This window comes from Pseudomonas sp. AC070, assembly GCF_979258635.1.
Genome location: NZ_OZ409871.1, coordinates 1,450,743 through 1,470,581, shown reverse-complemented (window position 1 = coordinate 1,470,581; position 19,839 = coordinate 1,450,743). Strand labels below are relative to the sequence as shown.

General features: G+C 62.1%; 19 protein-coding genes. 14 read left to right on the top strand and 5 right to left on the bottom strand.

Going from position 1 to position 19,839, the window contains the following annotated elements:
- The first annotated feature begins 14 nt into the window (after nucleotides 1-14).
- On the top strand, nucleotides 15-851 hold the full coding sequence (locus ACZZ0Q_RS06575; protein ID WP_122493830.1) for an HDOD domain-containing protein: 837 nt from the start codon (nucleotides 15-17) through the stop codon (nucleotides 849-851).
- Between the two features lie 50 nt (nucleotides 852-901).
- Here the strand turns inward: ACZZ0Q_RS06575 and ACZZ0Q_RS06570 are convergent, their stop codons facing one another.
- Nucleotides 902-2,290, bottom strand: coding sequence for a sensor histidine kinase (locus ACZZ0Q_RS06570; protein WP_463539670.1), 1,389 nt, complete (start codon nucleotides 2,288-2,290; stop codon nucleotides 902-904).
- Nucleotides 2,283-2,954 carry a response regulator gene (locus ACZZ0Q_RS06565; RefSeq protein WP_463539671.1) on the bottom strand — a complete coding sequence of 224 codons (672 nt, stop codon included), beginning with the start codon at nucleotides 2,952-2,954 and terminating at the stop codon, nucleotides 2,283-2,285. Before ACZZ0Q_RS06565 ends, ACZZ0Q_RS06570 begins: the two co-directional genes overlap by 8 nt.
- A gap of 175 nt (nucleotides 2,955-3,129) precedes the next feature.
- Here ACZZ0Q_RS06565 and ACZZ0Q_RS06560 point away from each other — a divergent pair, with 175 nt between their 5' ends.
- The 6 genes from ACZZ0Q_RS06560 to ACZZ0Q_RS06535 all read left to right on the top strand — a co-directional run bounded on the left by ACZZ0Q_RS06560 (nucleotide 3,130) and on the right by ACZZ0Q_RS06535 (nucleotide 9,432).
- Nucleotides 3,130-4,407: an OprD family porin gene (locus tag ACZZ0Q_RS06560; RefSeq protein ID WP_463539672.1), complete on the top strand. Its 1,278-nt coding sequence runs from the start codon at nucleotides 3,130-3,132 to the stop codon at nucleotides 4,405-4,407.
- 60 nt (nucleotides 4,408-4,467) lie between these two features.
- A complete protein-coding gene (locus ACZZ0Q_RS06555; protein ID WP_122493834.1) occupies nucleotides 4,468-5,448 on the top strand; it encodes a Bug family tripartite tricarboxylate transporter substrate binding protein in 981 nt (326 codons plus the stop codon).
- Nucleotides 5,449-5,511: 63 nt separating this feature from the next.
- Complete coding sequence (locus ACZZ0Q_RS06550) at nucleotides 5,512-5,970, top strand: tripartite tricarboxylate transporter TctB family protein (RefSeq protein ID WP_463539673.1); 459 nt, start codon at nucleotides 5,512-5,514, stop codon at nucleotides 5,968-5,970.
- Between the two features lies 1 nt (nucleotide 5,971).
- Nucleotides 5,972-7,486 (top strand): tripartite tricarboxylate transporter permease, encoded by a 1,515-nt coding sequence (locus ACZZ0Q_RS06545; RefSeq protein ID WP_122493836.1) that lies wholly within the window; start codon nucleotides 5,972-5,974, stop codon nucleotides 7,484-7,486.
- A complete protein-coding gene (locus ACZZ0Q_RS06540; protein ID WP_463539674.1) occupies nucleotides 7,479-8,519 on the top strand; it encodes an AbrB family transcriptional regulator in 1,041 nt (346 codons plus the stop codon). The genes ACZZ0Q_RS06545 and ACZZ0Q_RS06540 overlap by 8 nt, the downstream gene beginning before the upstream one ends.
- 55 nt (nucleotides 8,520-8,574) lie before the next feature.
- The gene (locus ACZZ0Q_RS06535; RefSeq protein WP_463560382.1) at nucleotides 8,575-9,432 is read left to right on the top strand and encodes a DUF6279 family lipoprotein; all 858 of its coding nucleotides are present in this window, start codon (nucleotides 8,575-8,577) and stop codon (nucleotides 9,430-9,432) included.
- A gap of 210 nt (nucleotides 9,433-9,642) precedes the next feature.
- On the opposite strand, the gene ung is transcribed toward ACZZ0Q_RS06535, so the two are convergent.
- Nucleotides 9,643-10,335 (bottom strand): uracil-DNA glycosylase, encoded by a 693-nt coding sequence (gene ung / locus ACZZ0Q_RS06530; protein ID WP_122493839.1) that lies wholly within the window; start codon nucleotides 10,333-10,335, stop codon nucleotides 9,643-9,645.
- A gap of 153 nt (nucleotides 10,336-10,488) precedes the next feature.
- Here ung and ACZZ0Q_RS06525 point away from each other — a divergent pair, with 153 nt between their 5' ends.
- The 6 genes from ACZZ0Q_RS06525 (at nucleotide 10,489) to ACZZ0Q_RS06500 (ending at nucleotide 16,144) form a co-directional block, all read left to right on the top strand.
- Entirely contained in the window at nucleotides 10,489-10,902 is a 414-nt protein-coding gene (locus tag ACZZ0Q_RS06525; protein ID WP_463539677.1) for a PaaI family thioesterase, read from the top strand.
- 97 nt (nucleotides 10,903-10,999) lie between these two features.
- Nucleotides 11,000-11,848 carry an HDOD domain-containing protein gene (locus tag ACZZ0Q_RS06520; protein WP_463539678.1) on the top strand — a complete coding sequence of 283 codons (849 nt, stop codon included), beginning with the start codon at nucleotides 11,000-11,002 and terminating at the stop codon, nucleotides 11,846-11,848.
- Between the two features lie 165 nt (nucleotides 11,849-12,013).
- The gene (locus ACZZ0Q_RS06515; protein WP_463539679.1) at nucleotides 12,014-12,832 is read left to right on the top strand and encodes an enoyl-CoA hydratase; all 819 of its coding nucleotides are present in this window, start codon (nucleotides 12,014-12,016) and stop codon (nucleotides 12,830-12,832) included.
- Nucleotides 12,833-12,915: 83 nt separating this feature from the next.
- Complete coding sequence (locus ACZZ0Q_RS06510; protein WP_463539680.1) at nucleotides 12,916-14,019, top strand: enoyl-CoA hydratase/isomerase family protein; 1,104 nt, start codon at nucleotides 12,916-12,918, stop codon at nucleotides 14,017-14,019.
- Between the two features lie 336 nt (nucleotides 14,020-14,355).
- The gene (locus tag ACZZ0Q_RS06505) at nucleotides 14,356-15,711 is read left to right on the top strand and encodes an MATE family efflux transporter (RefSeq protein ID WP_463539681.1); all 1,356 of its coding nucleotides are present in this window, start codon (nucleotides 14,356-14,358) and stop codon (nucleotides 15,709-15,711) included.
- A 64-nt stretch (nucleotides 15,712-15,775) separates the two neighbouring features.
- Nucleotides 15,776-16,144, top strand: coding sequence for a PH domain-containing protein (locus tag ACZZ0Q_RS06500; RefSeq protein WP_463383460.1), 369 nt, complete (start codon nucleotides 15,776-15,778; stop codon nucleotides 16,142-16,144).
- 19 nt (nucleotides 16,145-16,163) lie between these two features.
- On the opposite strand, the gene ACZZ0Q_RS06495 is transcribed toward ACZZ0Q_RS06500, so the two are convergent.
- A complete protein-coding gene (locus ACZZ0Q_RS06495) occupies nucleotides 16,164-16,835 on the bottom strand; it encodes a TetR/AcrR family transcriptional regulator (RefSeq protein WP_463539682.1) in 672 nt (223 codons plus the stop codon).
- 55 nt (nucleotides 16,836-16,890) lie between these two features.
- Between ACZZ0Q_RS06495 and ACZZ0Q_RS06490 the strand changes: the two genes are divergently transcribed.
- Nucleotides 16,891-17,979, top strand: coding sequence for a DUF2855 family protein (locus tag ACZZ0Q_RS06490; protein ID WP_463539683.1), 1,089 nt, complete (start codon nucleotides 16,891-16,893; stop codon nucleotides 17,977-17,979).
- Between the two features lie 230 nt (nucleotides 17,980-18,209).
- Here ACZZ0Q_RS06490 and ACZZ0Q_RS06485 read toward each other — a convergent pair whose 3' ends face one another.
- On the bottom strand, nucleotides 18,210-19,682 hold the full coding sequence (locus tag ACZZ0Q_RS06485; protein ID WP_122493849.1) for an inorganic phosphate transporter: 1,473 nt from the start codon (nucleotides 19,680-19,682) through the stop codon (nucleotides 18,210-18,212).
- Nucleotides 19,683-19,839: the final 157 nt, after the last annotated feature.

Sequence of the window (19,839 nt, the reverse complement as noted above, 5' to 3'; positions counted from 1 at the left end):
CCAGAGAAACGTCCATGAGCAAACTCGCTGATAAAGTCCAACACGAACTGATCCAGGCCATCGAAAACGATGAACTGGTGCTGCCGACCCTTCCCGAAGTGGCGCTGAAAGTTCGCGAAGCGGCGGAAGACCCGGACATCAGCATCCCTCAGCTCAGCAAAGTGATCGGCAACGACGCCGCCCTGACTGCGCGCATCATCAAAGTGGTAAACAGCCCGTTGCTGCGCACCAACAAGGAAATTACCGACCTGCAAATGGCCGTCAGCCGCCTCGGCATCAACTACACCTGCAACCTGGCGACCGGCCTGGCAATGGAGCAGATGTTTCAGGCCACCTCCGATGTCGTCGACCGCAAAATGCGTGAAGTGTGGAACAAGAGCACCGAAATCGCTGGCATCAGCCATGTACTGTGTCGTCACTACACGCGTCTGATGCCCGACCAAGCCACCCTCGCCGGCCTGATCCACCAGATTGGTGTGCTGCCGATTCTGACCTACGCCGAGGAGCACGATGAGTTGCTGTCCGACTCCATCAGTCTCAACCACGTGATCGAGAAAATTCACCCGATCATTGGCGACAAAATCCTTCGCGCGTGGGATTTCCCCGAGAACATCGCCATTCTGCCGAGCCAATACCTGGACTTCACCCGCAACTCGCCAAAAGCCGATTACGTCGACATCGTTCAGGTCGCCACCCTGCAGAGCTACCTGGGCAGCGAACACCCTTACACCCAGCTCGACTGGTCGCAGATTCCGGCATTCGCCAAGCTTGGCCTCGACCCAAGCGCCGACCTGAACGCCGACGAAGACCTCTCCGCCGCCATGGAAGCGGCCATGGGCATGCTGCAATAACAGCGCCCCATCACCGTAGGTTGGGCTGAGCGCCAGCGAAGCCCAACACGCTAGACCGGCAAAAACGCCACCCGCACCAACAGCCCGCCACTCGGCCCGTCATGCAACGTGATGGTCGCCTGATGCGCACGGCAAATCTCGCCAACAATCGCCAATCCCAGCCCTGCCCCGCCAATTTTCTGCGGATTGCGCCGGTAGAAACGTTGGAACACCTTATCGCGCTGGTCCGCCGGAATACCTGGCCCGTCGTCTTCCACTTCCAGAATGCTCGGCGCCAGCACGCGCAGAATCACATTGCCGCCGGCCGGCGTGTGGGCCAGGGCGTTGTCGACCAGGTTGCTCAGCAGCTCGTTCAGCAACGTCGGTTCGCCGGTCAGCCACACAGGCTGCTCGGCCTCCAGCGCTAACGCGATGCCTTTGGAATGCGCCAACGGCGCCAGCGCCATGCCGAGTTCGCGGCACAGCTGACTCAGGTCGATTTGCTCGGCGCCGCCCTCGGCAATTGCCCGCGCGCCACTTTCAATGCGCGCCAACGACAGCAATTGATTGGCCAGGTGGGTAAGGCTGTCGGTGTTTAGCGCGGTTTCACGCAATGTCTGCTGCCAGCGCTGCGGCTCCTGCTCGCGCAGCCCCAGCTCAACCCGCGCCTTCAACGCCGCCAGTGGCGTGCGCAGCTCGTGGGACGCTTCGGCAATAAAGTCGGCCTGGCGCTGAAACAGCCCGCGCAAACGTTCGGTAAATTGGTTCAGCGCCTCCACCAGCGGCATTAATTCCCGCGCGGTAGCGACCACCGGCAGCGGCCGTAAATCATCCAGTTGCCGCTCGGCGACGGCGTTGCGCAGCTGGTTAAGCGGGCGCAACGCCGCGCTGATGGTGAACCACACCAGCACCAGCGCCGTCAGCGACAGCAGCGCCAGCCGCCACAACGAATCCACCAGCAGCCCGCGCGCGAGGCGTTCGCGCGCCTCTTCGGTTTCCGCCACGCGAATTTCCGCGGTGCCGCTGATAGTCGGCTCGCTGACCGGGCGCAACAGGCTCACCACGCGCACATCCACGCCCTGGTAGTTGGCGTCGTAAAAACGCGCCAGCGCCGGATAGTCGTCGGTGCGCGGTGTGTTGCGTGGCGGGTTCGGCAGGTTTTCGTAGCCGGAAATCAGCTTTCCTTGCACGTCGGTGACTTGATAGAAAATCCGCCCGGCGCTGTCGTAGGCGAAGGTATCCAGCGCCACATAGGGCACGTCGGCGCGCAGGCTGCCGTCGTCTTCATACAACCCCGCCGAAATTGCCCGGGCGGATGCCAAGAGCGTGCGGTCGTAGGCGGTGTCGGCGGCTTGGCGGGCGTTCCAGTAGGCGCTCAGGCTGCCAATCAGCAACAACGCGGCGAACAGTGCGGCCAAGCGACGTAGCAGGCGCCCGCGCAGGCTGCCGATCTCACGCATCCTGGCTTTCCAGCAAGTAGCCCAAACCCCGGAAGGTGACGATGCGCACCGAGCTGCCTTCCAGCTTTTTGCGCAGGCGGTGCACATAGATTTCGATGGCGTCGGGGCTGGCGTCCTGGTCCAGGCCGAACACTTGCGAAGCGAGCTGTTCCTTACTCATTACCCGCCCCGGCCTGGCGATCAGGACTTCGAGCACGGCTTGCTCGCGGGAGGTCAGCGTTAGCACCTCGTCATTCAGGCTGAAGCGCCGCGTGCCCAAGTCATACAACAAGGGGCCGCAGCGCTGCTGCTGTTCGCCGCCCAGCACGCTGCGGCGCAGCAAGGCTTTTACCCGCGCCTCCAGCTCGCTTAGCTCAAAGGGTTTGGCCAGGTAATCGTCGGCGCCAAGGTTAAGGCCGTGCACGCGGTCTTTTACTTCGCCGCGCGCGGTGAGCATCAGCACCGGCAGGGTTTTGCCCCGCGCACGTAGGCGCGCCAGCACTTCGAACCCTTCCATGCGCGGCAGCCCCACATCGAGCACCGCCAGCGCGTAATCCTCGCTGCTCAGGGCCAGGTCGGCCGCCACGCCGTCGTTCAGCACGTCTACCGTCCAGCCGGCGGCCTTGAAAGCCTGGGCAATGCTATCGGCCAGTTGAGGGTGGTCTTCGACCAACAAAATGCGCACCAGGATTCTCCGCAAGACGGCGTGTGCCGTGGAGTGTAACGGGCCGCTCGCGCGTGTGAAGGGCCGCGCCGTTTTCTTTCAGCGTGAAAGCTTGGTGAAAGTTTCGCGCCTTAGCATCCGGCCAAGGTGGCTCGAACCACCTATCAAAAACAAAAACAAAAACTGGAGACACCTCATGCCCACTGCTACCCGGCAGGCATTGCCACCTGTGCGTCCACTGTCCCTCGTGCTCGCAGGCGCCACCCTCGCCTCTCTTACGCCCGTCACGGCCCACGCCGAATTCATCAAAGACAGCAGCGTCAATTTCGAAACCCGCAACATGTACTTCAACCGCGACTTCCGCGACGGCACCGGCCAGTCCAAGCGCGATGAATGGGCACAGGGTTTTATGCTCGATATGCAGTCTGGCTTCACCGAAGGCACTGTCGGTTTCGGCGTCGATGCGCTCGGCATGCTCGGCCTCAAGCTCGACTCCAGCCCCGACCGCACCGGCACCGGCCTGTTGCCCACCCACGACGATGGCAAGGCAGCAGATGAATATTCCAAGTTGGGCGTGACCGCCAAGGTCAAGGTGTCCAATAGCGTATTGAAAGTCGGCAGCCTGATTCCCGAGTTGCCGACGCTGAACCCCAACGACGGCCGCATCCTGCCGCAAACCTTTGAAGGCGGTCTGCTGACCTCCGAAGAAATCAAAGGCCTGACCTTCACCGGTGGCCGCCTGGAAAAAGCCAAAGACCGCAACGACACCAACTACGAAGACCTGGCGCTGAACAACAAGAACAGCCGCTTCTCCAGTGCCGCCAGCGCCGACAACTTCGACTTCGCCGGCCTCGACTACAAGCTCACCGACAAGATCACGGGCAGCTACCACTTCGCCCAACTCGACGACGTGTACCGCCAGCATTACCTCGGCGTAGTGGCGGCGCAGCCCATGGGCCCCGGCACTGTTTCGGCCGACCTGCGCGCCTCGTTCAGCGACGACCAAGGTAAAGCCGAAGGCGGCAAAGTGGACAACCGCGCCCTCAACGGCATGCTCAGCTACGGCCTCAACGGCCACAAACTCGGCCTCGGCTACCAGCACATGAGCGGCGACACCGGCTTTGCCTATGTCGACGGCACCGACCCGTACCTGATCAACTTCGTGCAGATCAACGACTTCGCCAACGCCGAAGAACGTTCCTGGCAAGCGCGCTACGACTACGACTTCGCCAAGCTCGGCGTGCCCGGCCTGACGTTCATGACCCGCTATGTCAGCGGCGACAACGCCGAAGTCACCGGCAGCAACGAAACCGGCAAAGAGTGGGAACGCAACACCGAGTTCAAGTACGTGGTGCAGAGCGGCGCCCTGAAGAACGTATCGCTACGCGTGCGCAACGCCACGTTCCGCTCGAACTTCGCCCGTGATGCCGACGAGATTCGCATCATGGTCGGCTATACGCTTGCGCTCTATTAAGTAGCTGGCGCCGCGACCTGATTTCCTGACCCAAAATAAAAACTCCACGGGAGACTTCACATGATCAAGCCCCTGCACCGCCGCCTCGCCTTGGCCGCTGGCTGCCTGATGCTCAGCAGCCAATTGATGGCCGAGCCCAAACGTCCTGAATGCATTGCCCCGGCCGCACCTGGTGGCGGTTTCGACCTGACCTGCAAGCTGGCGCAAAGCGCGCTGATGAATTCCAAGCTGCTGACCAAACCCATGCGCGTCACCTATATGCCCGGTGGCGTCGGGGCCGTGGCCTATAACGCCGTGGTCGCCCAGCGGCCAGGCGATGCCGGCACCATCACGGCCTGGTCCAGCGGTTCGCTGCTCAACCTGGCGCAGGGCAAGTTCGGCCGGTTCGATGAAAACGCGGTGCGCTGGCTCGCCGGCATCGGCACCAGCTACGGCGCCATCGCCGTGCGCAACGACTCGCCGTACAAAAACCTCGACGACCTGGTGAAAGCGCTCAAGGCCGATCCGGGCAAGGTGGTGATCGGTTCGTCCGGCACCGTCGGCAGCCAGGATTGGATGCAAACCGCCATGCTTGCCAAGGCGGCCGGCATAAACCCGCGTGACCTGCGTTATGTGGCGCTCGAAGGCGGCGGCGAAATTGCCACGGCCCTGCTGGGCGGGCATATCCAGGTCGGTAGCACCGACATCTCCGACTCCATGCCGCACATCAAGGCTGGCAACATGCGCATCCTCGCGGTGCTCTCGGACGAGCGCCTGCCGGGTGCCGACAAGGCCGACATTCCGACCGCCAAAGAACAGGGCTACGACATCAGCTGGCCGGTGGTGCGCGGCTTCTACCTCGGGCCAAAGGTCAGCGATGAGGACTACGCCTGGTGGAAAGCCAGCTTCGACCAACTGTTGGCCTCGGAAGACTTCGCCAAGCTGCGCGACCAACGCGAGCTGTATCCCTTCGCAATGACCGGTGAAGAGCTCGACAGCTACGTGAAAAAACGCGTCGCCGACTACAAGCAGATGGCCCAAGAGTTCGGCCTGACCCAGTAATTCCTCTCACCGTTCTGTAGCCGGGGCGCCCGAATCGCGGCGCCTCCAGGCCAGGAGATCACCATGCTTTTTCAACGCCTCTTCAGTGCGGGCTGGCTAGTCGCATGCCTGGTTTTTGCCTACCTGGCCTGGAGCTACCAGGCCGCGTTCTCTTACGAACCAGTCGGCCCGCGCGCTTTTCCCCTGCTGATGCTCGGGCTGATGGCCGCCGCCTTGCTGTGGCTGACCCTGCGCCCCACGCACATTGAACATAAAGAAGGCGAACCGGTATTGGACCGCGATTCGCTGCGCAAAGTAGTCGCCTGCGTGGCCTTGATGCTGGTGTACGCCGGGCTGTTCGAGCCGCTGGGTTTTATCGTTTCCAGCACCGTGGTCGGCGTGCTGATGGGCCGGCTGTATGGCGGCCGCTGGAAACCCAGCGCCATCGCTGCCGTGCTGATCAGCATCGGTTTGTATGTGCTGTTCGACCGCACCCTCGACGTTCCCCTGCCGCTCGGCGTGCTCGACTTCCTGGAGCTTTGACATGGACACACTCGGCTATCTGGGCCAAGGCTTCGGCGTTGCCCTCACCCCTTACAACCTCATTACCGCGCTGATCGGCACGCTGATCGGCACCGTCGTCGGCCTGCTGCCGGGCCTGGGGCCCATCAACGGCGTAGCGCTGTTGATTCCCGTGGCGTTCGCCCTCGGCCTGCCGCCTGAGTCGGCGCTGATTCTGCTCGCCGCTGTGTACCTGGGCTGCGAATACGGCGGACGCATCAGCTCGATTCTGCTGAATATTCCGGGCGAAGCCTCCACCGTGATGACCACCCTCGACGGTTACCCCATGGCCCGCCAAGGCATGGCTGGCGTGGCCCTGTCGTTGTCGGCCTGGAGTTCCTTCATCGGCGCGTTTATCGCCATCTGCGGCATGGTGCTGTTTGCGCCGTTGCTGGCGAAATGGGCGATTGCCTTCGGCCCGGCGGAGTATTTCGTGCTGATGGTTTTTGCCATCGTCGCCTTGGGCGGCATGGCCGGCGACCGGCCGATGAAAACCTTCATTGCCGCCCTGCTCGGCCTGTTCCTGTCCACCATTGGCATCGACGCCAACAGCGGCGTGTACCGTTTCACCTTTGACAGCATTCATGTCGCCGACGGCATTCAGTTCGTGGTGCTGGTGCTCGGGCTGTTCTCGGTGAGCGAAATGTTGCTGCTGCTGGAAAAAACCCACCACGGTCACGTTGCGGTGAAAGCCACCGGACGTATGTTGTTCAACGTGAAAGAAGCGGCGTCGGTGTTTGTCGTCAACCTGCGCTGCGGCCTGATGGGTTTTGTGCTCGGCGTATTGCCGGGCGCCGGCGCCACGCTGGCCAGCGCCGTGGCCTACATGACCGAGAAGAAAATAGCCGGTGAGAAAGGCAATTTCGGCAAAGGCGACATGCGCGGTCTGGCCGCCCCGGAAACGGCGATTGGCGCGGCGGCGTGCGGTGCCATGGTGCCGATGCTGACCCTCGGCGTTCCAGGCTCAGGCACCACGGCGGTGATGATCGGCGCACTGACGCTGTACAACATCACCCCCGGCCCGATGCTGTTCCAGGAACAACCGGACATCGTCTGGGGCCTGATCGCCTCGCTGTTTATCGCCAACTTCATGCTGGTGATCCTCAACATCCCGATGATCCGCCTGTTCACCCGCATCCTTAACGTGCCGAACTGGGTGCTGGTGCCGGTGATTGCCATCATCACCTCCATCGGCGTGTACGCCGTGCATGCCACCACCTTCGATTTGTTCCTGATGGTGATCATCGGCATCTTCGGCTACATCCTGCGCAAGCTCGACTTCCCGCTGTCACCGCTGCTGCTGGGCTTCATTCTCGGCGGGCTGATGGAACAGAACCTGCGCCGTGCGCTGTCGATCTCCAACGGTGAACTGGGCATTTTGTGGGGCAGCCCGATCACCATGGGCGTGTGGGTGCTGGTGGTGGTGATGTTGGCGCTGCCGATTGTGCGGATCTGGCGCCGCCGTGCGAAACAACGCCGCGAGGTGGCCAATGCCTGAGAACGGGCGGCCCTGGTGGCCGACGCCGCTGGTGGGCGCCGTGGGTGGCGCCTTGGCCAGCCTGGCGCACTGGCCGCTGCCCTGGATGATCGGCGCCTTGGTGGCGGTCATCCTGTTTCGTTGCAGCACGCCCTGGCTGATCCGTGATCTGCCGGGCGGACGCAAAACCGGCCAATGGATTATCGGCATTGGCATCGGTTTGCACTTCTCCAGCGCGGTGGTCGAACAGGTCGCCGCGCACTTCTGGCTGATTCTGTTTGGCGCACTAATCACCACCCTCTCCAGCGGCATCGCCGTGTGGCTATTGCGCCGCACCGGCGAGGACCGCGCCACCGCGTTCTTCTCAAGCATGCCGGGCGGTTCCGGTGAGATGGTCAACCTCGGCCTGCGCAACGGCGCCGTCACCAGCCGCGTGGCCGCCGGCCAAAGCTTGCGCGTGGTCGCGGTGGTGCTGTGCGTGCCGGCCACCTTCAAATTCTTTATGGGCGATGGCCCGGCGCTCAGCCATAGCGGGCAGGTTGACTGGCTGTGGCTCGCGCTGTTGGTACCTTTGGGCGGCGTGGTCGCCTGGATGTGGCAAATGCTCAAGCAACCCAATCCCTGGCTGTTCGGCCCGCTGCTTATCAGCGCCGGCGCGAGCATGCTGTTCGACTTGAACCTCGGTTTGCCGCCCGGTGCCAGTCAGGTTGGGCAGTTGCTTATCGGCAGTGGCCTGGGCTGCCACTTCGACCGCGCCTTCTTCCGCCGCGCGCCCTCCTTTCTCGCCCGCACCTTACTGGGCACCGCGCTGATGATTGGCTTTGCTGCCGCGTGCGCGCTGGGCCTAGGTTGGCTCACGCACCTGGATATCCGTTCGCTGACCCTGGGCATGATGCCCGGCGGCATTGCCGAGATGAGCCTGACCGCCGAAACCCTGCAACTGTCGGTGCCGCTGGTAACGGCCATGCAGGTGATGCGCTTGCTGCTGGTGCTGTTCCTGGCCGAGCCGCTGTTTCGCCGCTGGCAGTCTCATTCGGGCCAACGCGACACCTAGCACTTCTGCGCCTGTGCCGGGTCTATGCTTGCGTACATCTGCAGAGGAGCCGCCCATGGCCACGCGATTGCGCTTTATGTTGCTGGTCATCAGCCTGGCGCTGGTCACCTCGTGCAGCCGCCTGGACCTTGGCTACCGCAACCTCGACTGGCTGATTCCCTGGTCGCTGGACAACTACATTCCCCTCACACCCGAGCAGAAAGCCTGGCTCAAACCGCGCCTGGTCACGCACCTGAACTGGCACTGCACCACGCAGTTGCCGCTGTATGCCGACTGGCTACAACGCAGTGCCGAGCTGGCCACCGCGCCCGATCCACCCCCCGCCGAGTTCGACGCGCAATTCAACGCCTTTCGCCATGCCGTCGACGCTGTGGCCGTGCGCCTCACACCCGACGCCACTCAATTGCTGCAAGGCTTGAGCGATCAACAGGTCACGGCGCTGGGCGAGAACATGGCCAAGCAGAACGAGGAACAGCGCGACGAATACCTCGGCGTTCCGCTCGCGGAGCAGATCGACGAACGTCGCGAGCGCATGGAAGAACGGCTCAAGCCGTGGTTTGGCCGCTTGCAGCCGGAACAGAAAGCGCGGGTGAAGGTGTGGGCCGAGCAGCTTGGCGACTACAACGAGGCGTGGCTGGATAACAATCGTCGCTGGCAACAGACGTTTCTGGCGGCGGTGAAAGAGCGGCGTGGTCCACAGTTTCCAGAACAGTTGAAAGGCCTACTGCAAGACCGCATGAGCGTCGCGACCCCGGCGTATCGCGAACGCTTCGTTGGCGCCCAGAACGCCTTGGCAGATTTGTTCAGCGACCTGCTCGCCAGCGCCAGCCAGCAGCAGCGCGAGCGATTGGTGGAACGGCTGCAAGGCGCGCGCAAGCAAGTGACGGAGATGACTTGCCCGGCGGCGCTTTAGTTAGATCGGCGTTTGCAGGAATCGAGGTTAAAGCCTCTCCTACAGGGACTGAGTGACGCACTTGATTTCTGTGGGAGCGACTTTAGTCGCGATGCGCTCGTTCAGGCCGACGCCGACGGTTGCAGGTTTCGCCAGCAAGCTGACTCCTACAGGTGCAGTGCACTTCCTGTGGGAGACGCTTTAGCCTCGAGTTTTTGATCGAGTACCGCCTTACAACGGCGGCAACTGCCAGTTGATCGGCGCAAGCCCTCGGTCTTTCAAGTACTGATTCGCCCGGCTGAAATGCCCGTTGCCAATAAAGCCTCGGTGCGCCGACAACGGCGACGGGTGCACGGATTTCAGCACCAGATGCCGGGTGGTATCGATCAAGGGCTGCTTGCTCTGCGCGTGAGCGCCCCATAGCAAGAACACCAGATGCCCCGGCCGCGCATTCACCACTTCGATGACTTTGTCGGTGAACGGCTGCCAGCCTTTCTTGGCGTGCGAACCGGCGTTGGCCTGCTCAACGGTCAGCGAGGTATTGAGCAGCAGCACGCCCTGCTCGGCCCAGCTTTGTAGATACCCGTGCGGGGCGATGTCGATGTTCAGGTCGCGTTTGAGTTCTTTGTAGATGTTTTGCAACGACGGCGGCGTCGGCACGCCCGGCTGCACGGAGAAGCACAGGCCATGGGCTTGGCCCGGGCCGTGGTAAGGGTCCTGGCCGATGATCACCACTTTCACCTGATCCAGCGGTGTGGAGTTCAGTGCGTTGAAGATCATCGGACCCGGCGGAAAAATCACTTTGCCGGCGGCTTTCTCGGTGCGCAGAAATTCGCTCAGGGTTTGCATGTAGGGCTTGTCGAACTCCTCGCGCAATGCCTCTTTCCAGCCTGCTTCGAGCTTGATTCGATCATCTGCGGTCATGCGCCTACCCCTTGAAAAAACTGCTGCGCACGCTAAGGAACGCAGCGTGCCAAGTCAACCCGAGTTGATGCGAGTGCATCACGGCGCTGGATGCACGTTGTCGGCAGGCTTTGGCGGGTCAAGACTCCAGCCGAACCCCACGGAGTCACCGCCATGAACGCAGCTGCCGGTATTACCCGCGAACGCCTGGAACAGGCCATCGCCCACTCGACGTTCGCCAATATGCTCGGTGCCGAGCTGGTGGATTTTGCCCCGGGCAAAGTCAGCTTGCAGGTGCACGCGCGGCCCGACCTGTGCCAACACCACGGCTACATTCACGGCGCAGTGGTCGGCTTTATGGTCGACAGCGGTTGCGCCTGGGCGGCGGCCTCGATGGTGGGCGATGTGGTCACCAGCGAATACAAACTGAACCTGCTGGCGCCGGCACTCGGCGAAAAGCTCATCTGCCGCAGCGAAGTGCTCAAAGCCGGGCAGCGCCAAGCCGTGTGCCGTGCCGATGTGTTCGCCGTGAAAGATGGCGTGGAGAAGTTAGTGGCGACTGGCTTGGCGACCATCGCCCGGGTGTAAAAACGACCGTGCACAGCATCAAGGCCGCCCAATGGTCCTTCGTCTGGCGAAATGCTTACTACGCTTGAAAGGGTAAGCAGACCAGGAGATTGCATTAATGGAGACCGGCCACGAAGGTCTGAAGTTTTCGCTGTACTCGAGCTTCCTCAAGGGCAACGCCAAGGTTCCGCAGATGCCGGAAACCTCGTTGCGCCTGCGCAAGTTATTGGATTCGCCCCACGCCTCGCTGGAGCAGGTCACGCGCCTGCTGCACAGCAATCCGCCGCTGGCCGCATATTTATTGCAGTTCGCCTCAAGCCCCATGCTGCGCAATGTGCGCCAGGGCGTAAATTTGCAGGAAGTGGTGTCGCGCATCGGCATGCAGCGGGTCAACAACCTGGTGCTGACATTTGCCGTGGAGCACCTGTTCACCAGCCAGGACCCGGTGTTGCAGAAAGTGTTTCGCGCGCGCTGGAACGCTTCGCTGATGTGCGGTGCGTATTGCGCCTGCCTCGCCCAGCAACTCACTCGCCTGCCGATGGAAGACGCCATGCTCGGCGGCCTGCTGCAAGACATCGGCAGCCTGCCTCTGCTCGACGAGTTGGAACGCTGGCCGGAAGTCACGCGCGAGCCGCAGGAGTTGCAAAGTTTGTGCGATCAGCTGTCAGCCGACGTCGGCGTGATTGTGCTGACCGCCTGGCGCTTGCCCTCGGTGCTCATCGACTGCGCCCGTTATCGCAGCGGCTGGCAGCGTCAGCATGAGGGCAACGCTGACCTGGTAGACGTGGTGCAAGTGGCGCGGCAACTGAGCAGCGACTGTGACGACGAACACTTGGTGCAACTGCCGGCCTGGCGCCGCTTACTCGCGGACCGGGCCGACGACCTGGCGCCGCAAATGCTGCGCGACGAGTTGGGCGGCGAGGTGGCGTTCTGGTTCAAGCTGCTCGGCGGCAAACCGAGTGCTTGAGCGGCACCCACGGCTGGCGAAATCTTCGGTTGGAAAAACACGTCGCTCAGGCAAAACGGCGGGGTGCGCAAGCCACTCACTTTTTGCATACTCAGCCTCGCCATTTGCTGAAGGCGCCGGCCATTACCCATGGGGCGCCGCCACCAACGACAGGGACACGAGTTAATGAGCACTGCCATCGAAACCTATCACCCAGGCCTGGCCGACCTCACCCACAAGTTGACGGTCGAAAAACACGGCCACACTGCCCTGCTGACCATCAACCATCCGCCCGCCAACACCTGGGACCGGGAATCGTTGATCGGTCTGAAACAACTGATCGAGCACCTCAACCACGACGACGACATTTACGCGTTGGTCATTACCGGCCAGGGCAGCAAATTTTTCAGCGCCGGCGCCGACCTCAACCTGTTTGCCGACGGCGACAAAAGCCGCGCACGGGAAATGGCTCGGCGCTTCGGCGAAGCGTTCGAAGCGCTGCGCGATTTTCGCGGTGTGTCCATCGCTGCCATCAATGGCTATGCCATGGGCGGCGGGCTGGAATGCGCATTGGCGTGTGACATCCGCATTGCCGAGCGCCAGGCGCAAATGGCGCTGCCCGAAGCCACGGTGGGCTTGCTGCCTTGCGCGGGCGGCACTCAGGCCCTGGCCTGGCTGGTGGGCGAAGGCTGGGCCAAGCGCATGATCCTGTGCGGCGACCGGGTCGATGCCGACACGGCGCTGCGCATTGGCCTGGTCGAGCAAGTGGTCGACAGCGGCGAAGCCCGTGGCCATGCGCTGTTGCTGGCGGCGAAAGTGGCGCGGCAGAGTCCGGTAGCGGTGCGCACCATCAAACCGCTGATTCAAGGCGCCCGCGAACGCGGCCCCAACAGTTGGCTGTCTGAGGAGCGCGAGCGCTTCGTCGACCTGTTCGATGCCGACGACACCCGCGAGGGCGTCAACGCGTTCCTGGAAAAACGCGACCCGCAGTGGCGCAATAAATAAGCCTTTCGCCGGGGCGAGCGACGGCAGCTGCGGTCGCCCGTCCGCCATATGCCGAGCACGGCAGAGTTTAGGAACCGCTTTCTATGAATGTGATTTTTGAAGAACTGGCAGGCCAGCATGGCGCCCGTATTGGTGTCGCCACATTGGACGCCGCCAGCAGCCTGAACGCCTTGTCGTTGCCGATGATCGAGGCGCTGGACGCCAAGCTCGCGGCGTGGGCGCAAGACCCTAGCATCGCCTGCGTACTGCTACGGGCCAACGGCGAAAAAGCCTTTTGCGCCGGCGGCGATGTGCGCAAGTTGGTGGAGGCATGCCGTGAACATCCGGGCGAAATTCCGCCCCTGGCCGGGCGTTTCTTTAGTGACGAATACCGCCTCGACTACCGCATTCACACCTACCCCAAACCTTTTATTTGCTGGGGTCACGGCTACGTGTTGGGTGGCGGCATGGGCCTGCTGCAAGGCGCGAGCATCCGCATCGTCACGCCGAGCAGCCGCCTGGCCATGCCGGAAATCAATATCGGCCTTTACCCCGACGTGGGCGGCAGCTGGTTCCTCAGCCGCTTGCCGGGCAAGCTCGGCCTGTTCCTCGGCCTGACCGCCACGCAAGTCAACGCCCACGACGCGCTGCTGCTCGGCTGGGCCGACCGCTTCCTCGCTGACGACCAGCAAGACACGCTGATCGACGGACTGCTGCAACTGAACTGGAGCGAACAACCGGCGCGCCAGCTCAACAGTTTGCTCAAGGCGCTGGAACACGAAGCCAACCAGCAATTGCCCGACGCCCAACTGATGCCCCGGCGCAATCACATCGACAACCTGCTTGACGTCGCCGACCTGCCCAGCGCCTGGAAAGTGCTGGTGGCCATGGAAGGCAGCAGCGATGGTTTGCTGGCCCGCGGCGCCAAGACACTGGCCGGCGGCTGCCCACTGACGGCGCATTTGGTCTGGGAACAGATTGAGCGCAGCAAGCATCTGTCGTTGGCCGAGGTGTTCCGTATGGAATACGCCATGAGCTTGAACAGCTGTCGGCATCCGGAATTTGCCGAAGGGGTGCGCGCGCGCCTGATCGACAAAGACAACGCCCCGCACTGGCATTGGCCCGATGTGGCGACCATTCCCCGCTCGGTGGTCGACGCGCACTTTGTGCCGACTTGGGAAGGCGAACACCCGCTGCACGACTTGTAGTCCCCGGCGCGCCGCTGCCCGGTGAAACAGTCACCGGCAGCGGGCGTGTTTCGCCAGGTCCATGGCTATCTCACCTACGCAACCGCCATCCTCAGCCGCCAGACCGCCGCACAGTCCGTTTCTTATAGTCGCCGCCGCTGTTGTAACAACCGCCAGACCTCCGTGTTATGGCGGCTGTGCGTGGGACACTACGAAGTGTACCGGTGTCTATGGGGCCGTTCGGTAAACCCGCGTACAGCTGCCTCCTTTACCAAATGCCCTCCAAAGCGCCACGTCAGATGCAAGGCACCCCGCTTTCATGCTCAGATGGTCGCCCACGCACCCTGAGCCCTTCCAATGCACGTCCCCGCTCAACGCCCGCTGTGGCAGGTTTACGCCCTCTTCCTGGTTCCAATGGTGCTGTCCAACTTTCTGCAAGGGCTGTCGGGCACGCTCAATAGCATTTACATCGGCCAAATGCTTGGCACCCAGGCGCTCGCGGCGGTGTCGGGCATGTTTCCCATCGTGTTTTTCTTTATCGCCCTGGTCATCGGCCTGGGCGCCGGCGCCTCGGTATTGATCGGTCAGGCGTGGGGCGCGAATGAACCGCAGCGGGTCAAGGCCATCGCCGGCACCACGCTGACACTCGGGGCCTTGATTGGCGTGCTGGCCGCCGTGCTCGGCACGGTGTTCGCCCGCCAGGCCATGGTGGCGCTGGGCACACCGGCCGACGTGCTGGACGACGCCACCGCCTACATGCAGGTGATGATGCTGATCATGCCGCTGCTGCTGGTGTTCGTGCTGTTCACCCAACTGTTGCGCGGCGTCAGCGATACCGTTTCGCCGCTATTAGCGCTGATTCTCTCGACCGTCGCCGGCCTGCTGCTAACGCCCGCGCTGATCAAAGGCTGGCTGGGCTTGCCGCCATTGGGCATTCAGAGCGCGGCGTATGCAGGGCTGTTCAGCAACCTGCTGGCGATGCTGCTGCTCACCGTGCGCTTGCGACACAAACGCCATGTGCTCGCCCCCGACCGCGAGCTGTTTCGGGCGCTGCGGGTGAACCGCGAGATTATCGGTCTGGTGATGCGCATCGGCCTGCCGACGGGGTTGCAGATGGTGGTGATTTCTCTCTCGGAGCTGGTGATTCTGGCGTTGGTCAACGGCCACGGCTCGCAAGCCACTGCCGCCTATGGCGCGGTCACGCAGATCGTCAACTACGTGCAATTCCCCGCGCTGTCGATTGCCATCACCGCCTCCATACTCGGCGCCCAAGCCATCGGCGCCGGCCAGGCCGACCGCATCGGCGCCATCCTGCGCACCGGCCTGCTGATCAATACCTACCTGACCGGCGCCCTGGTTTTGCTGGGTTACGCCCTTTCGCACTGGCTGCTGGGGCTGTTTATCACAGACCCCGACACCCGCGCCGAAGCCGAACACCTGCTGCATATCATGCTCTGGAGCATGCTGATTTTCGGTTACCAAGCCGCCGTGGGCGGCATCATGCGCGCCAGCGGCGTGGTGCTGGTGCCGGTGGCCATTTCGATCTTCTGCATCCTCGGCGTGCAAACGCCCGGTGCCTATTTGCTCGACGCCCACTTTGGCCTCGAAGGCGTGTGGATGGCCTTTCCCCTGGCCTACCTGACCATGCTGGCGTTGCAGGTTTTGTACTACCGACTGGTATGGCGGCATCGGCAGATTAGACGCTTGGTGTGATGCCAGCGCTAACGTTTTTTCGAGCACGTACCCTGCGTTTTTCGCACCCTAAAAAGGACTTCCCATGATCGATTTCAACAACAAAGGCTTTTTCAAACTCAAGCAAAACGACGAATACGCCGAGCGCGTGACCGCGCTGCTGGTCGACGGTGAACAGGTGATCGACGCCTACAAATCCATGCGCGACGGCGTGGTGTTTACCAATAAGCGCATCATCGCGGTGAACGTCCAAGGCCTCACCGGCAGCAAGAAAGACTTCACCTCTCTGCCTTACAAAAACATCGTGGCCTACTCGGTGGAAACCTCCGGCACGTTCGATCTGGACTCGGAGCTGGAGATCTATTTCTCCTCGGTCGGCCGGGTGAAGTTCGAGTTCACCGGGCGCACCTCGATGGTGGAAATCTCCAAACTGATTTCCAAACACGTGCTGTAGTGGTTCCTGGCGGCGCGGCCTAACTGGCTGCCTCTAACGCGGCCACCCGCTGCACCAGCAAGGTTTTCATCTCCGCCAGCCACGCCTGTTGCTGCGCTGCACTGAGCTGCGCAGTGAGGCAATAACGGCGCCCTCCCCACACCGCCGTCAGCCACGCATCCACTGTTTCGCCGCTTGGCTGGCGAGGCAGGTCGTGGCAGGCGGCGAACACTTCACGCCATTTACCAGCCAGTTCTTCATAGGCGCGCTGCTGGTGTTTGCGCTCGGCGATTTTGTATTCCAGGGCGATCAGCTCGTAGCTGAACATCGAGCGCTCGGGCTCCGGTGGGTTGCAGCACACCTCCAGCAATTGCTCGATGCGCTGTTGCCAGGTGAGCGCGGTGGGCTGCACCACTTCGGCGTCCACGCGTTGCAGCATGCATTCGATGCCATAGCGCACATAGCCCGACAGCAGCGCTTCCTTGCTGGGGAAATAGTCGTAGAGGGTGCCGATGGCCACGCCCGCCTCCAGAGCCACGGCGCGGGTGGTCAAGGCGCTCCAGCCACCGCGCAGCCAAATCCGAACAAAGGCCTCGAAGATGGCCGCGACGGTGAAAATCGCGCGGGCCTGGCTCGGGCGTTTAAGCGGCTTGCTGCGCGGCTTTAACGGGCTGGCTGGCGGTGTGCTGGCGTTTCCGAACCCGCGTTTCATGGTTAGCTCGTACTCTGTGACGACACGCCTTGCCCCCACAAAAACAGGAGCCGTCATGTCAGATCGCCGCACCGTAACACGCCTTCTTACCGAAAAAAATGCACTGGACCAGAGCCACATCCGCACCCACGAAGAGGACCTCAGCGCGGGGCCTGGCGAGGTGGTGGTCAAGCTCGATCGGCTGTCGCTGACCACCAACAACATCACCTACGCCGCGTTTGGCGAGTCGATGAATTATTGGGACTTCTTCCCCACCGGTGACGCGGCGTTGGGTCATGTGCCGGTGTGGGGATTTGCCGACGTGGTGTCGTCGACGGTTGAAGGCGTGGCGGTTGGCGAGCGTGTCTATGGCTACTTCCCCATCGCCAGCCACCTGCGCATGAAGCCCGAGCGCGTAACTGACCGTGGCTTTTACGACGGCGCCGAACACCGCCGCGTGCTGACCTCGGCGTACAACCAATACACCCGCTGCAGCTGGGACACGTTCTACAACCCCCGCACCGAGAACCTGCAGATTCTGCTCAAGCCGCTGTTTTTGACGTCGTCGATGCTCGCCGACTTCCTCGAAGACAACGGATTCTTCGGCGCTACCCGCCTGGTGTTCTCCAGCGCCTCAAGCAAAACCGCGTTCGCCACGGCCGTATGCCTGAACGACGCGGGCGTACAGCGTGTGGCCCTGACCTCACACCGCAACACCGAATTCGTCGCAGGCCTTGGCTGCTACGAGCAGAGCGTGGCGTATGAAGACCTGGAGCAATTGGCCAACGACCAACCGACGCTGTATGTCGATTTCTCCAGCGACCTGGCGCTGCGTGATCGCGTGCACCAGCACTTCGGCGAGCACCTGGTTTACAGCTGCTGCGCAGGCTCAGCGCAGAACACCGACCCGGCCCAACTCACCGCCATTACCGGGCCGCAGCCGCAACTGTTCTTCGCGCCGATTCAGCTGCGCAAACGCAATGCCGACTGGGGACCAGAAAAGGTCTCGGAGCATATCGGTGAAGGGCTGGTGCGTTTTTACGATCAGGTTACGCCGCTGCTGGACGTGGTGGTCAGCCAGGGCTTCCCGGCTGCGCAAGCGCTGATTGCCCAGCTGTACCACGGCAAGGTGTCGCCGAAGGAAGGGCATGTGGTTGAGCTGTAAGCCGCCCCGCTCTCGGTAGGAACGGGTGGGCCGCATTTCGATTAGCCGCGGTGGTGTGCTTAAGAGCATCGCGGCTGAAGCCGCTCCTACAAAATCTTCCGTGAACCCATAAGAAAGCCCGACTCAATGTCGGGCTTTAGCATTTAAAGTTGGCTTTCAACGCAGCAGGGCCGACGGCCCGGAAGCCGAATGTCGATTAATAAAAAGCCCCGCATCTGCGGGGCTTTTTATTAATCGACGAACCGTGTAGCTAGCCAGAACAGGCTGGCTGCAAGCCCCATCGAAATAGGCAAGGTCAACAACCAGGCCAACAAGATATTGCGCACCGTGCCGCCCTGCAGGCCGCTTTTGTTCGCGACCATGGTGCCGGCAACACCGGACGACAGTACATGAGTGGTCGACACCGGCAGGCTGAACACGTTGGCCAAGCCGATGGCGCACGCGGCGGTAATCTGCGCCGACATGCCCTGGGCGTAGGTCATGCCTTGCTTGCCAATCTTCTCGCCGATGGTCAACACCACGCGTTTCCAACCGACCATGGTGCCGATACCCAGCGCCAGGGCCACGGCCAGAATGACCCAGAACGGCGAGTATTCGGTGGTGGCGGTGAGGTCTTTACGCAGCTTGTCGAGGTCGGATTTTTCACGCGAGTCCAGGGCGTCGAGCTTGCCGACTTTCTTCGCGGTGTCGTCCAGGCACAGCAGATAGCGGCGCACTTGAATGCGGGTATCGGCTTCCAGGCTGTGGTAGTCGCTCACGCCTTTGAGGTCTTTCAACAGACCGGCGATGGTGGCTTCGGTTTGCTGCGGGTTGCAGCGAAACAGCTCCGGCATCTCGGCGGTGTCGCCTTTGCCCAGCGCCAGGAATTCACCGAGGCTTTCGCGATTGCGGTCGTAGAACTGGCTCAGGTGAATGGTGGCGTCACGGGTGCGTTCGATCTGGTAGGTAGTGCTGTTGAGGTCGAGCACGAACTGCGCCGGCACAATACCGATGAGCACCAGCATGATCAGGCCGATGCCTTTCTGACCGTCGTTGGAGCCGTGTACAAAACTCACGCCCATGGCCGACAACACCAGCACCAGACGATTCCAGAATGGCGGGTGTTTCTTGTCGTCAATCTTGCGGCGCTGTTCCGGGGTTTTGTGCATCTTCGACAGCGGGCGCCACCATTTCAGGCCGAGCAATACCAGCGCCGCGACCGCAAAGCCGGCGATGGGCGAGGCGATCAGCGACATGCCGATATCAATCGCTTTCTGCCAGTTCACGCCGTCGGCCAGCGGAATATCGCTGATCAGCGCATTGGCCAGGCCCACGCCGAGAATCGAGCCGATCAAGGTGTGCGAGCTGGACGCTGGAATACCGAAGTACCAGGTGCCGAGGTTCCAGGTGATGGCCGCCGCCAGCAACGAGAACACCATGGCCAGACCGTGGCCGGTGTTTACGTTGATCAGCAGTTCGACCGGCAGCAAGTGAACAATGGCATAGGCCACGCCAACGCCGCCGAGCAACACACCGAGGAAGTTGAAAACACCGGAGAGCATCACCGCCAGATGGGGCGGCATGGCTTTGGTGTAGATAACGGTTGCCACCGCGTTGGCGGTGTCATGGAAGCCGTTGATGAACTCGAAGAACAGGACGAATGCCAGGGCCAGGATCAGGCTGATGAGTACCCAGGGTTCCAGCCCGCTGAAAAGATCGAACATGTGGTTTTCTGTTCAGGTCGAAAGGGGGCGCGATTATGCCAGATAACCGCAGTGTGAAAATCCTCAAACTGCTGGCTGGTAACGCTAGCAGAGAAAAACCGTCACGCCACGGTCATAAACCCCACAGCCCGCGCGGGGTGCGGGCCGGTGCGGCAAA